12 protein-coding genes and 1 riboswitch are annotated in these 13,545 nt (G+C 57.0%); of the genes, 7 read left to right on the top strand and 5 right to left on the bottom strand.

The annotated features are described in order from the left end of the window. Positions 1 to 58: 58 nt before the first annotated feature. Positions 59 to 274: a 30S ribosomal protein S21 gene (gene rpsU / locus AC6I8E_RS15775; protein ID WP_001144069.1), complete on the bottom strand. Its 216-nt coding sequence runs from the start codon at positions 272 to 274 to the stop codon at positions 59 to 61. 277 nt (positions 275 to 551) lie between these two features. On the opposite strand from rpsU, the gene tsaD reads away from it, so the two are divergent. Further along, a complete protein-coding gene (gene tsaD, locus AC6I8E_RS15770) occupies positions 552 to 1,565 on the top strand; it encodes a tRNA (adenosine(37)-N6)-threonylcarbamoyltransferase complex transferase subunit TsaD (protein WP_110330904.1) in 1,014 nt (337 codons plus the stop codon). A gap of 225 nt (positions 1,566 to 1,790) precedes the next feature. On the opposite strand, the gene plsY is transcribed toward tsaD, so the two are convergent. Continuing rightward, positions 1,791 to 2,396, bottom strand: a complete 606-nt coding sequence (gene plsY / locus AC6I8E_RS15765; protein WP_003848436.1) for a glycerol-3-phosphate 1-O-acyltransferase PlsY — start codon at positions 2,394 to 2,396, stop codon at positions 1,791 to 1,793. 108 nt (positions 2,397 to 2,504) lie between these two features. On the opposite strand from plsY, the gene folB reads away from it, so the two are divergent. Further along, on the top strand, positions 2,505 to 2,864 hold the full coding sequence (folB, locus tag AC6I8E_RS15760; RefSeq protein ID WP_013359068.1) for a bifunctional dihydroneopterin aldolase/7,8-dihydroneopterin epimerase: 360 nt from the start codon (positions 2,505 to 2,507) through the stop codon (positions 2,862 to 2,864). A 191-nt stretch (positions 2,865 to 3,055) separates the two neighbouring features. Continuing rightward, a complete protein-coding gene (gene bacA, locus AC6I8E_RS15755; protein ID WP_013359067.1) occupies positions 3,056 to 3,874 on the top strand; it encodes an undecaprenyl-diphosphate phosphatase in 819 nt (272 codons plus the stop codon). A 15-nt stretch (positions 3,875 to 3,889) separates the two neighbouring features. Here bacA and AC6I8E_RS15750 read toward each other — a convergent pair whose 3' ends face one another. After that, the gene (locus AC6I8E_RS15750; protein WP_201252475.1) at positions 3,890 to 5,122 is read right to left on the bottom strand and encodes a multifunctional CCA addition/repair protein; all 1,233 of its coding nucleotides are present in this window, start codon (positions 5,120 to 5,122) and stop codon (positions 3,890 to 3,892) included. Between the two features lie 158 nt (positions 5,123 to 5,280). Continuing rightward, the gene (locus tag AC6I8E_RS15745) at positions 5,281 to 5,901 is read right to left on the bottom strand and encodes a TIGR04211 family SH3 domain-containing protein (RefSeq protein ID WP_008925741.1); all 621 of its coding nucleotides are present in this window, start codon (positions 5,899 to 5,901) and stop codon (positions 5,281 to 5,283) included. Between the two features lie 273 nt (positions 5,902 to 6,174). Here AC6I8E_RS15745 and AC6I8E_RS15740 point away from each other — a divergent pair, with 273 nt between their 5' ends. The 3 genes from AC6I8E_RS15740 (at position 6,175) to hldE (ending at position 11,866) form a co-directional block, all read left to right on the top strand. Beyond that, positions 6,175 to 7,485: a CYTH domain-containing protein gene (locus tag AC6I8E_RS15740; protein ID WP_013359065.1), complete on the top strand. Its 1,311-nt coding sequence runs from the start codon at positions 6,175 to 6,177 to the stop codon at positions 7,483 to 7,485. A gap of 33 nt (positions 7,486 to 7,518) precedes the next feature. Next, positions 7,519 to 10,371 carry a bifunctional [glutamate--ammonia ligase]-adenylyl-L-tyrosine phosphorylase/[glutamate--ammonia-ligase] adenylyltransferase gene (gene glnE / locus AC6I8E_RS15735; RefSeq protein ID WP_497824214.1) on the top strand — a complete coding sequence of 951 codons (2,853 nt, stop codon included), beginning with the start codon at positions 7,519 to 7,521 and terminating at the stop codon, positions 10,369 to 10,371. 70 nt (positions 10,372 to 10,441) lie between these two features. Continuing rightward, positions 10,442 to 11,866 (top strand): bifunctional D-glycero-beta-D-manno-heptose-7-phosphate kinase/D-glycero-beta-D-manno-heptose 1-phosphate adenylyltransferase HldE, encoded by a 1,425-nt coding sequence (gene hldE / locus AC6I8E_RS15730; protein WP_013359063.1) that lies wholly within the window; start codon positions 10,442 to 10,444, stop codon positions 11,864 to 11,866. 38 nt (positions 11,867 to 11,904) lie between these two features. Here hldE and ubiK read toward each other — a convergent pair whose 3' ends face one another. Continuing rightward, entirely contained in the window at positions 11,905 to 12,294 is a 390-nt protein-coding gene (gene ubiK / locus AC6I8E_RS15725) for a ubiquinone biosynthesis accessory factor UbiK (RefSeq protein WP_095706653.1), read from the bottom strand. A gap of 171 nt (positions 12,295 to 12,465) precedes the next feature. Beyond that, a riboswitch (FMN riboswitch) is annotated at positions 12,466 to 12,623 on the top strand. Between the two features lie 110 nt (positions 12,624 to 12,733). Here ubiK and ribB point away from each other — a divergent pair. Continuing rightward, positions 12,734 to 13,390, top strand: coding sequence for a 3,4-dihydroxy-2-butanone-4-phosphate synthase (gene ribB / locus AC6I8E_RS15720; RefSeq protein ID WP_497824213.1), 657 nt, complete (start codon positions 12,734 to 12,736; stop codon positions 13,388 to 13,390). Positions 13,391 to 13,545 lie beyond the last annotated feature (155 nt).

Genomic DNA, 13,545 nt, shown 5'->3' with positions numbered 1-13,545 from the left:
CTTTTACTTGACTCTGTCTGCGTGAATCACGCGTTGGAGGCGAACCTCCGGAACGACTTTAGTACAGACGAGTGCGGCGTGCGTTTTCGCGAGCCAGTTTCTTGGCGTGACGCTTAACTGCTGACGCTTTAGCGCGCTTACGTTCGGTAGTCGGTTTTTCATAGAACTCACGACGACGAACTTCAGCCAGAACACCTGCTTTCTCGCATGAACGCTTGAAGCGACGCAGTGCTACGTCAAATGGCTCGTTTTCACGTACTTTAATTACCGGCATGTAACTCTCACCTCGATAAAATTCGGTTTTGCTGCTGACTGCGGCGCCAGCACATTTCAAAATGGTGCAGCATTTTACTCCAACTCATGTTGGTTTGTAAAGCACCATGGATAATTTGAAACCAACAGGAGCGTTTGCCTGTGCGGCTGCCGGTTTTTCCAGGGGCGGGAGTATAGCGCACTCTTTAGCCGACAGAAAATGACTTTTTACGCGGGATGTCCGCGCTGCACATCACATTGCTGTGATAAACTGCGCGCCGCAAGAATGAGGTGATGCAATGCGAATTCTGGGTATTGAAACGTCGTGCGATGAAACCGGCATCGCAATCTATGATGACGAGGCTGGATTACTGGCTAACCAGCTCTACAGCCAGGTAAAACTGCACGCCGATTATGGCGGTGTGGTGCCGGAACTGGCCTCACGCGATCACGTGCGTAAAACCGTGCCGCTGATTCAGGCGGCGCTGAAAGAGGCGGGGCTTGAGCCGCAACAGATTGATGCCGTGGCTTACACAGCCGGTCCCGGACTGGTGGGTGCGCTGCTGGTCGGCGCCACCATTGGGCGCGCGCTGGCGTTTGCGTGGAAAGTGCCTGCCGTGCCGGTTCATCATATGGAAGGCCACCTGCTGGCACCGATGCTGGAAGAGAATCCACCGGAATTTCCGTTTGTCGCACTGCTGGTGTCTGGCGGACATACCCAGCTGATTAGTGTCACTGGCGTCGGTGAATATGAATTGCTGGGTGAATCGATCGATGATGCAGCAGGCGAAGCCTTTGATAAGACGGCGAAGCTGCTGGGTCTGGATTATCCGGGCGGGCCGATGCTGTCGAAGATGGCGCAGCAGGGTACGGCAGGGCGTTTCACCTTCCCGCGGCCGATGACCGATCGTCCGGGCCTGGACTTCAGCTTCTCCGGCCTGAAAACCTTTGCCGCGAATACGATTCGCGGCAATCCTGATGATGCGCAGACCCGTGCTGACATCGCCCGCGCCTTTGAAGATGCGGTGGTGGATACGCTGTCGATAAAATGTAAGCGCGCGCTGGATCAGACCGGCTTTAAGCGTCTGGTCATTGCCGGGGGCGTCAGCGCTAACCGCACACTGCGCGAGCAGATGGCGGTCATGATGCAAAAGCGCGGCGGCGAAGTGTTTTACGCCCGCCCGGAGTTCTGTACCGACAACGGTGCGATGATCGCGTATGCGGGCATGGTGCGGTTAAAAGGCGGAACGCGGGGCGAGTTAAGTGTCAGTGTGCGACCGCGCTGGCCGCTGGCGGAGTTGCCCGCCATCTGACGTAAAAAAAGCCGGCTCAACAGCCTGAATGAGAGTGCCTCTGGCCGCAACGGATAAGCTCAACACGCAGGGAACTGGGTCAGAAGAGGAAAGCGTCACGCGCCATGGATGGCGCGGGCCGAGCGGTCAGGGATGACGGCTTTTGCGTCTTTCCGATCTGACCCTGTTTCCTGAGCAGTGCCGGTCGCACAGCCACATTTTTTGGACACCCTATTGCCGGCTTTTTTATGGCTGAGATTTCTTTTTGCGCTTCCAGATTTTGCCTTCCTGACCGCGCCACAGCCGCTGAATATTATCGTGATGACGCAGCAGGATCAGACAGGAGAGCATGGACACCGGAAAGGTGAACTGCGGTTTGAACCACCAGACATAGAATGGCGCGATCAGTGCACTGACAATCGCCCCCAGCGAGGAATAGCCGCTGAGTAAAACCGTGAGCAGCCACGTGCCGGTGACCAGCCCGGTTAAGTCCCAGCCAATCGGCGCAATCGCGCCAAATGCCGTCGCCACACCTTTGCCTCCGCGAAAGTGAAAGAAGACCGGATAGATATGTCCGAGACAGGCGGCAATGGCGGTCAGGCCAAGATAGAGCGGCGTCACGTGCATCAGATAAGCCAGCCAGACCGGCACCATCCCCTTCAGCACATCAAACACTAATACGGTTGCTGCTGCGGCTTTACCGCCCAGACGCAGTACGTTGGTGGCACCCGGATTACCGGAACCGTGTGTGCGGGGATCGGGCAGGCCAGCGAGTTTGCAAACCAGAATCGCACTGGAAATCGAACCGCAAAGATACGCGAAAATAATCATACCAAGCGCGAAAGCACTCATAACACCGTACCGTTCCCTTTAGGGTCGTTTTGATCTCATCAACCGTGGATAATACGCATAATCCGCCGGAAGTGGTATCCGGCTTAGCCAAAAACAGAGACCCTCATCATGGATATCGTATTTATAGAACAACTCACGGTGTTCACCACCATTGGCGTTTACGACTGGGAACAGGGTATACAGCAGAAGCTGGTGCTCGATGTCGAAATGGCCTGGGATAACCGTCTGGCGGCCAGCAGCGACGATGTTAAAGATTGTCTCAGCTATGCCGATGTCTCCTCGGCGATTCTGACCCATCTGAACGGGGGGCGTTTTGCCCTGGTTGAGCGGGTAGCTGAAGAAATCGCGGATCTGTTGATGAACCGTTTCAATTCGCCTGGCGTACGCATAAAGGTAAGCAAACCGGGCGCTGTAGCCCAGGCGGCGCAGGTTGGCGTGCGAATTGAGCGCGGGACTATTCCTAAATAAATACGATGTGATTGCCATCACAATGAAACCAAACCAAATTACTGTCTGTCATAGCGTGAACCGTTTCGTTACAGCAGGCGAAACGGAGCGGACCTTAAGGTTTAATTCAGGCTAATTGCGGCATGATTTCAGGCGATAGCAACGCGCTACCGCCTTTTTAATGGTTTTGAAACGGATAGAGGGAACATTTGATGGCAGATATTCATCAGCTTTGGGTAGCTGCAATCCTGGGCGTTGTGGAAGGGCTGACCGAATTTTTACCGGTCTCTTCCACAGGGCACATGATTATAGTGGGTCACCTGCTGGGCTTTGAAGGTGAAAAAGCCGAGACCTTTGAAGTTGTGATCCAGTTAGGATCGATTCTGGCTGTAGTAGTGATGTTCTGGCGCCGTCTGTTTGGCCTGATCGGCATTCACTTTGGCGAAGTCAAACATGAAGGTGTCGGCACCGGGCGCCTGTCGCTGATCCATATCCTGCTGGGTATGGTTCCGGCTGTGGTAGTGGGTCTGGTGCTGCACGATCAGATCAAAACGCTGTTCAATCCGATCAACGTGATGTACGCGCTGGTGGTGGGGGGGGTGCTGCTGCTGGCCGCAGAGTATCTTAAGCCAAAACAGCCGAAAGCCGTCGGCGTCGATGATATTACCTATCGTCAGGCCTTCATGATTGGCTGCTTCCAGTGCTTAGCGCTGTGGCCGGGCTTCTCACGTTCCGGTGCAACCATCTCCGGCGGAATGCTGATGGGTGTGAGCCGCTATGCCGCGTCAGAGTTCTCCTTCATCCTGGCGGTGCCAATGATGATGGGTGCGACCGTACTGGACATGTACAAGAGCATCGGCTTCCTGACCATGGCAGACTTTCCGATGTTCGCCGTGGGCTTCGTAACGGCATTTATCGTGGCGCTGATTGCGATTAAAGCTTTCCTTGAGCTGATCAAACGCATCTCGTTTGTCTCGTTCGCCATTTACCGCTTTATCGTGGCGGCAGCGGTTTACATGATCTTCATGTAAACCCGTGGCAGCCTGCTAGTCAGGCTGCCCGATCGCCAGACCCTGCGCGACGGCGGCAATGCGTCGTCGCGTCATCTCTTCCCTCACTTCCATCCCTTTAAATCCCGCTTCGACCACCGCTCTGGTCGGCACCGCCTGCGCCAGCGCAAAAGCACGACGCAGATAGTCGCCCTGCGGATAAGGCATACTCTCCAGCCCGGCACGTCCGCGCGCATCTGCTTCGCTGGTCAGCGCCATCTGCTCAACGCGCTGCGGCTTACGCCAGGCATCAATGCGGTCAAACAGCGCTACCAGTGACGCCGCAGATTGCCGCTCAATGGTGTGCACAATGTCGTGAAACTCGGTCACGATCAGCGCCAGATCGCGAATTGCATTGGGCACCCGCAGCCGCTGGCACAGCGCCTCGACCAGCGGAACGCCTGCCAGACCATGACCGTGATGGCTCGGCCACAGCTCAGGCGGCGTCAGCGCTTTACCGACGTCATGAAACAGTGTGGCGAAGCGCACATCGATCTCACTGGAGAGCGCGGCGGCCATCGCCAGCGTCATCAGCGTATGTACACCGGTGTCGATCTCCGGGTGCCATTTAATCGGTGCAGGAATACCAAACAGATTATCCAGCTCAGGAAACAGTACCTGCAACGCCCCGCAGTCGCGCAGCACCTGAAAATAGACCTGTGGATTGCGTGAACTCAGCGCTTTTTCCGTCTCTTTCCACACCCGTTCGGCAGTGAGATTCGACAGCTCACCGCTTTCGGCCATCTGCTGCATCAGCTGCTGGGTTTCGGGGGCAATACGAAAGTTGAGATGGGCAAAACGCGCAGCAAAGCGCGCGACGCGCAATACCCGCAGCGGGTCTTCACTGAAGGCTTCTGAGACGTGACGCAGCAGGCGCTGTGCAATATCACGCTGGCCATTGTAGGGATCAACCAGCTCGCCGTTTTCATCCTGCGCAATAGCATTGATGGTCAGATCGCGGCGCTGTAAGTCCTGCTCCAGCGTCACGTCGGGCGCAGACCAGGTGACAAAGCCGGTGTAGCCTTTCCCGTTTTTCCGCTCGGTCCGGGCCAGCGCATACTCTTCGCGACTGACGGGATGCAGGAAAACGGGAAAATCGCGACCGACCTGTTGATAACCCTGCTCAAGCATGACTTCGGGCGTGGAGCCTGTTACCACCCAATCTTTGTCTGTAACCGGCAGATTCAGCAGCGCATCACGCACCGCACCGCCAACAAGAAACGTCTTCACGCAAAACTCCAGAGAAAAAGAAATGACCTGCACGCCGGGCGTATCCCGCGCCTGAAATCAGCGGTGCATCTCATTTTATTGTTGCACAGATTCCCCGGATTGCAGACATGCCAAAAGGGGGATCCTGCGATCCCCTGCTCAAACCCGACAGAAGGGGGTCAGTTCATCCAGCGATCGCTTTTCTTACGGCGCGGCAGCATGTGCGGCAATAAGAGTCCCAGCAGCAGGCCAACACCCAGCACGCCGCCGCCATACATAAACCACTGCATGATGATGGTGCGCTGCTTGTCATCCAGCTGAACGTTAGCGGCGCTGACTTTCTTCTGGGCGACGATCAGCTCATTTTTCAGCTTCTGATTCTCGCCTTTCAGCCCGTTGATCACGCCGTCGCTGCTGGCGACTTTGTTCTGCATCTCAGCAGTACGCTGATTCCAGCTGTTGTCGATGTTATCCAGCTTGGCCGTCAGATCTTTCACCTGCTGCTCAAGCTGCGGCACCCGGGTACGCAGGCTCGGATTGGCACTGAGCTGCGACAGGGGGATCCAGGTGGTGCGGCCTTCCGAATCACGGATCTGGCCATAATGGGTGTCATTGTTAGTCTGTAGCAGCTGCACCTCTTCCCCGGCGTTCAGCTTACCGAGCAGGCGGAACTGATCGCCCGGCCCGCTGCGGACCCAGGTTGAGAGTTCATCAGAAACATAGCGTTTTTCGTCGGCATGGGCAGGTGCAAGGGTGCTGAGGGCCAGCAAAGTGAGTCCAGCGAGTGTGATTTTTTTCATTCGATTTCGTTTGGCTTAGTCTGACTTAAAATTTACCGGCACAGTCTGGAGAGGCCTCGCATAAATCTGAATGAGAACTATCCTGGTCTCATGAGAGTGCGAAAAGGTCTGCGAAAGAGCAAAGAAAGCAGAGACAGCGCGGCTTCTGTGCATTAATCTTCGCCTCATAAACCCCTTGCCCTCCAGGCGGCAGCGTGAGTAACCTGCTGATAATCGCCTGAAATATGCAGGAAAAACCCTCTTAAGTGCCAGCGGCGTAGTGAATAAAAAATTATGACCATCGAAATCGAACTAAAGTTCATTGCAACTCCACAGGCAGCCGGGAAACTGGCTGAACTGCTCTCCACTCTGCCGCATCAGCATCAGGCTGCTCGCGAGCTGACCAACATCTACTTCGAAACTGACGACAACCAGCTTCGGCGCTGGGACATGGGATTACGTATCCGTGGCGTCGACCAGCGTTATGAAATGACGCTGAAAGCGGCGGGGCAGACGCTCGGCGGCCTGCATCAGCGTCCGGAATATAACGTTGAGCTCAGCGAGCCGGTGCTGGATATTGCGCGCCTGCCCGCAGAGATCTGGCCTAAGGGCACTGATGTCGCGGCGTTGCAACAGCGGTTACAGCCGCTATTCACCACCCATTTCCAGCGCGAAGTCTGGCTGATCACCACAGGCAATAGTGAAATTGAAGTCGCATTTGATCAGGGTGCGGTCACGGCGGGTGAGCTCAGCGAACCGCTGTGCGAGATCGAACTGGAGCTGAAAAGTGGCGAACGCCAGGATCTGCTGGCCTTTGCGCAGCAACTGGTGGCGCTGGGCGGTCTGCGTATGGGCAGCCTGAGCAAAGCCGCCCGCGGTTATCAACTGGCGCAGGGTAATCCGCCGCGCCAGATTGAGGCTTTCCCGCTGCTGAAAGCAGGCGCTAAAGCGACCGTTGAGCAGGGCATGGTCGCTTCAATGTCGGCGGGGCTGCGTCACTGGCAATATCATGAAGAAGTCTGGCTGCGCGGCAACGCGGCGGCGCAGGATGCAGTGCGCGAAGCGCTGGATCTGTTGCGTCAGGCGTTCAGCCTGTTTGGTGCGCTGGTGCCACGCAAAGCCAGCAGTGCTCTGCGTCAGCAGCTGACCACGCTGGAAGAGACGCTGGTAAACGAAGAGCAGGAGGCGGCGACGTTCTGCTTATCTTCCCTCTCGGTTGAAACGCAGCTGGCGCTGACCCACTGGCTGGCGGAGTCTCAGTGGCGTCAGTGGATCGATGCCAAAGGAGAAGCCAAGCTGCAGGGTTCGTTTAAGCGTTTCAGCGACATCATGCTGAGCCGCGTCAATGCCGATCTGAGAGAGACATTCATCACGGTCAAACAGCCCAATGAGTATCAGGACAAAGCTACCCGTCTGGCGCGTCAGCTGCTGACGGTGCACCTGCTGGCGGGTTCCTATCCCGTGGAAACGGTGATGGCCTGGCTCGAACCCTGGCAGCAACTGCTGTCGGCGATTCATGAAAAGCAGTCATCCGGATTAGCCTGGCTGACGTCGCAGGCACTGAAACAGCAGCCATTCTGGCTCACCAGCGGCGCTAGCCGCTAACGGGTAATTCGTACCGCCATCAAGGAGGGCGTTATGTTGGCAGCACTTCCCGCGTTGCTACGCGACCAGGCCGACCAGGCCGCCCGACAGCTTGGGGTTCCGCTGACTTCGCTTAGCCCGGAGCAGGCCGCCGGGCTGGCTTTCAGCGATTTCGTGCTGGAAAACCTGCAACAACATCCCGACTGGTGGCAGACGATGCTCGACCAGCCGCTGCAGCCTGATGAGTGGCAGCACTACGCTGTATGGCTAAATGAGGTACTCAGCGGCATTGACAGTGAAGCGAGCCTGATGCGCGAACTGCGGCTGTTTCGCCGCCGTATGCTGGTGCGTATCGCCTGGATGCAGGCTCTGCAACACGCCACGACTGAACAGAGTCTGCAACAGCTTAGTGTCTTAGCTGAGGTGCTGGTCAGCAGGGCGCGCGACTGGGTATATCAGGATTGCTGCCGTGATTTTGGTACGCCCTGTAATGCCGATGGCGACGCTCAGCCGCTGCTGATTCTGGGCATGGGCAAGCTGGGTGGCGGTGAACTGAACTTCTCCTCTGACATTGACCTTATTTTCGCCTGGCCAGAAAACGGCACCACGCGCGGCGGACGGCGTGAGCTCGATAATGCTCAGTTCTTTACCCGTATGGGCCAGCGGCTGATCAAAGTCCTGGATCAACCCACCATGGATGGCTTTGTCTACCGTGTGGATATGCGGCTGCGGCCGTTTGGCGACAGCGGTCCGCTGGTCATGAGCTTTGCCGCACTGGAAGATTACTACCAGGAGCAGGGACGTGACTGGGAGCGTTACGCCATGGTCAAGGCCCGCCTGATGGGCGATGACCACGACCGCTGGAGCCTGGAGCTGCAGCAGATGCTGCGGCCGTTCGTATATCGGCGTTACATCGATTTCAGCGTGATCCAGTCGCTGCGTAACATGAAAGGGATGATCAGCCGTGAAGTCCGGCGACGCGGGCTGAAAAACAATATCAAACTGGGCGCGGGCGGCATCCGTGAAACCGAGTTTATCGTGCAGGTGTTCCAGCTGATTCGCGGCGGACGTGAACGCTCGCTTCAGTTGCGTTCGCTGCTGCCGACGCTTGAGGCGATCAAAACGCTGGCCCTGCTGCCTGCTGAGCAGGTGGATGCGCTGCGTGACACCTATCTGTTCCTGCGGCGGCTGGAGAATCTGCTGCAAAGCCTGGGCGACGAGCAGACCCAGACGCTGCCCGAGGATGAGCTGCATCGCGCCCGGCTGGCGTGGGCGATGGATTGTGCCGACTGGCCTGCGCTGATGACCCAACTTGATGCTCAGATGGCAGCGGTACGGACAATCTTTGATGAGCTGATTGGGGAAGATACGCCTGAGATTGGCGATCAGCGTGAGCTGGCGGAGTTTCAGGTGCTGTGGCAGGACCAGCTGGAAGATAGTGAACTGGCTCCGCTGGTGCCGCAGCTCAGCGACGATCAGCGGCTTACGCTGCATCAGACGCTGGAGGCGTTTCGTCAGGACATCAGCCGGCGCACCATCGGCCCGCGTGGCCGTCAGGCGCTGGATCAGCTGATGCCGCGCCTGCTGAGCGAGGTCTGCCCGCGTGAAGACGCGGCGGTCACGCTGAGCCGTCTGACGCCACTGCTGCTCGGCGTGCTGACCCGCAGCACCTATCTGGAGCTGCTGATCGAATATCACGGTGCCCTGCGTCACCTGATTCGCCTGTGTGCGGCCTCACCGATGGTAGCCAGCCAGCTGGCGCGTCACCCCCTGTTGCTGGATGAACTGCTCGATCCCGCCACGCTCTATCAGCCGACTGCCACCGACGCCTATCGTGACGAGCTGCGGCAGTATCTGCTGCGCATCCCCACTGAGGATGAGGAGCAGCAGCTGGAAGCGGTGCGGCAGTTTAAGCAGGCGCAGCATCTGCGTATCGCTGCTGCTGACATCGCGGGCACGCTGCCGGTGATGAAAGTCAGCGATCATCTCACCTGGCTGGCGGAAGCAATCATCGACTCTGTGGTGCGTCAGGCGTGGAACATGATGGTGCAGCGCTACGGTCGTCCCTCTCACCTGAGCAATGAACATGAACGCGGTTTTGCGGTGCTGGGTTACGGCAAACTGGGTGGCTGGGAGCTGGGTTACAGTTCTGATCTCGATTTAGTCTTCCTGCATGACTGTCCGGCAGACGCCGTGACCGAAGGGGATCGCAGCATCGATGGTCGTCAGTTCTATCTGCGGCTCGCTCAGCGCATTATGCATCTCTTTAGTACCCGCACTGCCTCCGGCATTCTCTACGAAGTGGACGCGCGGCTGCGCCCTTCTGGCGCGGCGGGGATGCTGGTCAGTACCTTTGAGGCATTTGAAGAGTATCAGCGCAGTGAAGCCTGGACATGGGAACATCAGGCGCTGGTCCGGGCGCGCGTGGTGTTTGGTGAGGCGGCACTGGGTGACCGTTTCAACGCGATTCGTCAGACGATTCTGTCGCTGCCACGTCCTGCAGACGCGCTGCAAACCGAAGTGCGTGAGATGCGTGAAAAGATGCGCGCTCACCTCAGCAACAAACATAAAGGTCGCTGGGATATCAAAGCCGATGCGGGAGGCATCACCGATATTGAATTCATCGCCCAATATCTTGTCTTACGCTACGCCGCTGAGCAGCCTGAACTGACGCGCTGGTCTGACAATGTGCGCATTTTCGAGCTGATGGCGAAGTACCATAAAATGCCCGCCGATGAAGCGCAGGCGCTGACGCAGGCTTATGTCACGCTGCGCGACGCCCTGCACCATCGCGCCCTGCAGGAGCTGCCGGGCCACGTTGAGCCAGAGGCTTACGCAGCGGAGCGGCAGACGGTTCTGAACAGCTGGCAGCGCTGGCTGATAACGCCTGCGTCTATCCTGGCGTGATGCTGATAGCACAAATCGCAACTGTGCTATCATCCGCGCACTATTTTTAATGCAGTCTGGAGTGTCTGGAATGAAAGTGACTCTGCCCGCGTTCGGCCAAGCCTCAGTGCTGGTTGTTGGCGATGTAATGTTGGATCGTTACTGGTATGGCCCAACCAGCCGTATCTCCCCTGAAGCACCGGTTCCGGTGGTGAAAGTGGACACGGTTGAAGAGCGCCCTGGCGGCGCGGCAAACGTAGCGATGAACATTGCAGCACTCGGTGCCGCGTCCCGGCTAATCGGCCTGACCGGCGAAGATGATGCGGCGCGCGTGTTGAGCAACACGCTGAAAGACGTCAACGTTCATTGTGACTTCGTGGCGGTTAAAAGCCATCCGACCATTACCAAACTGCGCGTGCTTTCCCGCAACCAGCAGCTGATCCGCCTCGACTTTGAAGAGGGCTTTGAACAGGTCGATCCGGAGCCAATTCATCAGAAAATGCGTGATTCACTGGCCGCAGCGGGTGCGCTGGTGCTGTCCGATTATGCCAAAGGCGCGCTCTCCAGCGTGCAGACCATGATTACCCTTGCGCGCGAAGCGGGCGTGCCGGTATTGATTGATCCGAAAGGCACTGATTTTGCGCGCTACCGTGGCGCGACGCTGCTGACGCCGAACCTCTCCGAATTTGAAGCCGTGGTCGGCAAATGCAAAAACGAAGAGGAGATCGTGGCGCGTGGCACCCAACTGATCGCTGATTTTGATCTCTCCGCACTGCTGGTGACCCGTTCCGAAAACGGTATGACGCTGCTGCAGCCGGGCAAAGCGCCTCTGCATCTGCCAACCCAGGCGCAGGAAGTCTATGACGTCACCGGTGCCGGCGATACGGTGATTGGCGTGCTGGCGGCAGCGCTGGCAGCCGGCGACTCGCTGGAAGAAGCCTGTTTCCTGGCCAACGCGGCAGCGGGCGTGGTGGTGGGTAAACTCGGTACCTCGACCGTCAGCACCGTTGAACTGGAAAATGCGATTCATGCCCGCCCGGAACAGGGTTTTGGCATCATGACGGAAGCGCAGTTAAAAGCCGCCGTTGAGATGGCCCGCCGTCGTGGCGAAAAAGTGGTGATGACTAACGGCGTGTTCGACATTCTGCATGCGGGACATGTCTCTTATCTGGCCAACGCCCGCAAGCTCGGCGATCGACTGATCGTTGCGGTGAACAGCGATGCGTCGACTAAGCGTCTGAAAGGTGAAAGCCGTCCGGTCAATCCGCAGGAAAACCGGATGATCGTGCTGGGTGCGCTGGAAGCGGTCGACTGGGTGGTCGTATTTGAAGAGGATACGCCGCAGAGGCTGATTGCGGGCATTCTGCCTGACCTGCTGGTCAAAGGCGGTGATTACAAGCCGGAAGATATCGCGGGCAGTAAAGAAGTCTGGGCAAATGGCGGCGACGTGCAGGTGCTGAACTTCGAGGATGGTATCTCCACTACCAACATCATCAAAACCATTCGCGGCAGCTAACGCAGAGGGTAAGCGGGAGCCTGGCTCCCGCTTAACGCTTATTCTGACTTGTTGTCCGGAACAGGTTTCACGACATCGGCAACCGGTGGCGGTGAAACAGCGGGTGAGGTGGCTACTGAAGCAGATGGTGTGGCCGCTGCAACAGGTGTTGCCGGTGCGGTTGCCGTCGGAGGCGTACCCGCTGATGAACCCTGACTTTCCAGCTGGGCCAGACGCTGCTCCAGCGCCGCCAGTTTCTCCCGCGTACGCAGTAATACCTGCGTCTGCACATCAAACTCTTCACGGTTGACCAGATCCATCCGGGTCAGCTGCGCCTGAAGAACCTGACGAATTTTCTTTTCGACATCATCACCAAACTCACGAACACCTTTAGGCATCGCTTCGTGAACCTGACGGGCAAGTTGTTCAATTTTTTTCGTGTCGATCATGATGATTTCCTGGTTACGGGGAGCTGTGTCAGCGTGTTTACCAACGTAATAAGTGTTAAGTGTAATGCCAGAAATGAAAAGGATAAACCTCAAATCCGTAACGCAGGAAATGCAAAAGCAATTGCGCTATTGATGATTGCCGCCTCAAACGATCGGCGTTATAGTTGAAAGGCTTATTCTCAGGGCGGGGCGCAATTCCCCACCGGCGGTAAATCAGCTTTGGCTGAAAGCCCGCGAGCGCTTTATCTTGATGAAAAGAGAGATAAAGGTCAGCAGATCCGGTGTAATTCCGGGGCCGACGGTTACAGTCCGGATGGGAGAGGGTAACGACATCTGTCGGACAATTGTGTCTGCATCACGTTATTGCCACGTCTTTTTGACGTCACTCCTAAGCACGCCCTGATTCTGGTAACCCATACATTTTAAGGTTTTTATTACCATGAATCAGACGCTACTTTCTGAATTTGGCACGCCTGAACAGCGTGTAGAACGTGCTATCGCCGCCCTGCGTGAGGGACGCGGTGTGATGGTACTCGACGATGAAAATCGTGAAAACGAAGGCGATATGATCTTCGCCGCAGAAACCATGACCGTTGAACAAATGGCACTGACTATTCGTCACGGCAGCGGCATCGTCTGCCTCTGCCTGACCGAAGCGCGTCGCCAGCAGCTCGACCTGCCGATGATGGTAGAAAACAACACCAGCTCCTTTGGCACCGGCTTCACCGTGACCATTGAGGCCGCAGAAGGTGTCACGACGGGTGTTTCCGCGCAGGACCGTATCACCACCATCCGCGCGGCGATTGCCGACGATGCAAAACCAGTCGATCTGCATCGCCCTGGTCATGTCTTCCCGTTGCGTGCCAGCGAAGGCGGCGTGTTAACCCGTGGCGGACACACTGAAGCAACCATCGATTTAGTAACGCTGGCCGGCTTTAAGCCTGCAGGTGTTCTGTGTGAACTGACTAACGATGATGGCACTATGGCCCATGCGCCTGAAGCGATTACGTTCGCGCGTCAGCACAACATGCCGGTAGTGACAATCGAAGATCTGATCGCCTGGCGTCGTACGCACGAAACGCGCCACGCCAGTTAATCTTTCTGCTGCGATAAACAGGCCCCGATCAGGGCCTGTTTCATTTTTTTCATACCGCCATGACGCCGGCTGAACTCTCGCTTTTCCACACTTCTCTCTGCTGAATACCTATGCCAGCTGTTACGTCAGATTTCATTCAAATTTCCTGGTGATCA

Source organism: Pantoea sp. X-Soil-YNGN-785 (assembly GCF_059730585.1).
Note: the sequence above shows the minus strand (reverse complement) of the source record. Positions and strands in the feature narration are given on the sequence as shown.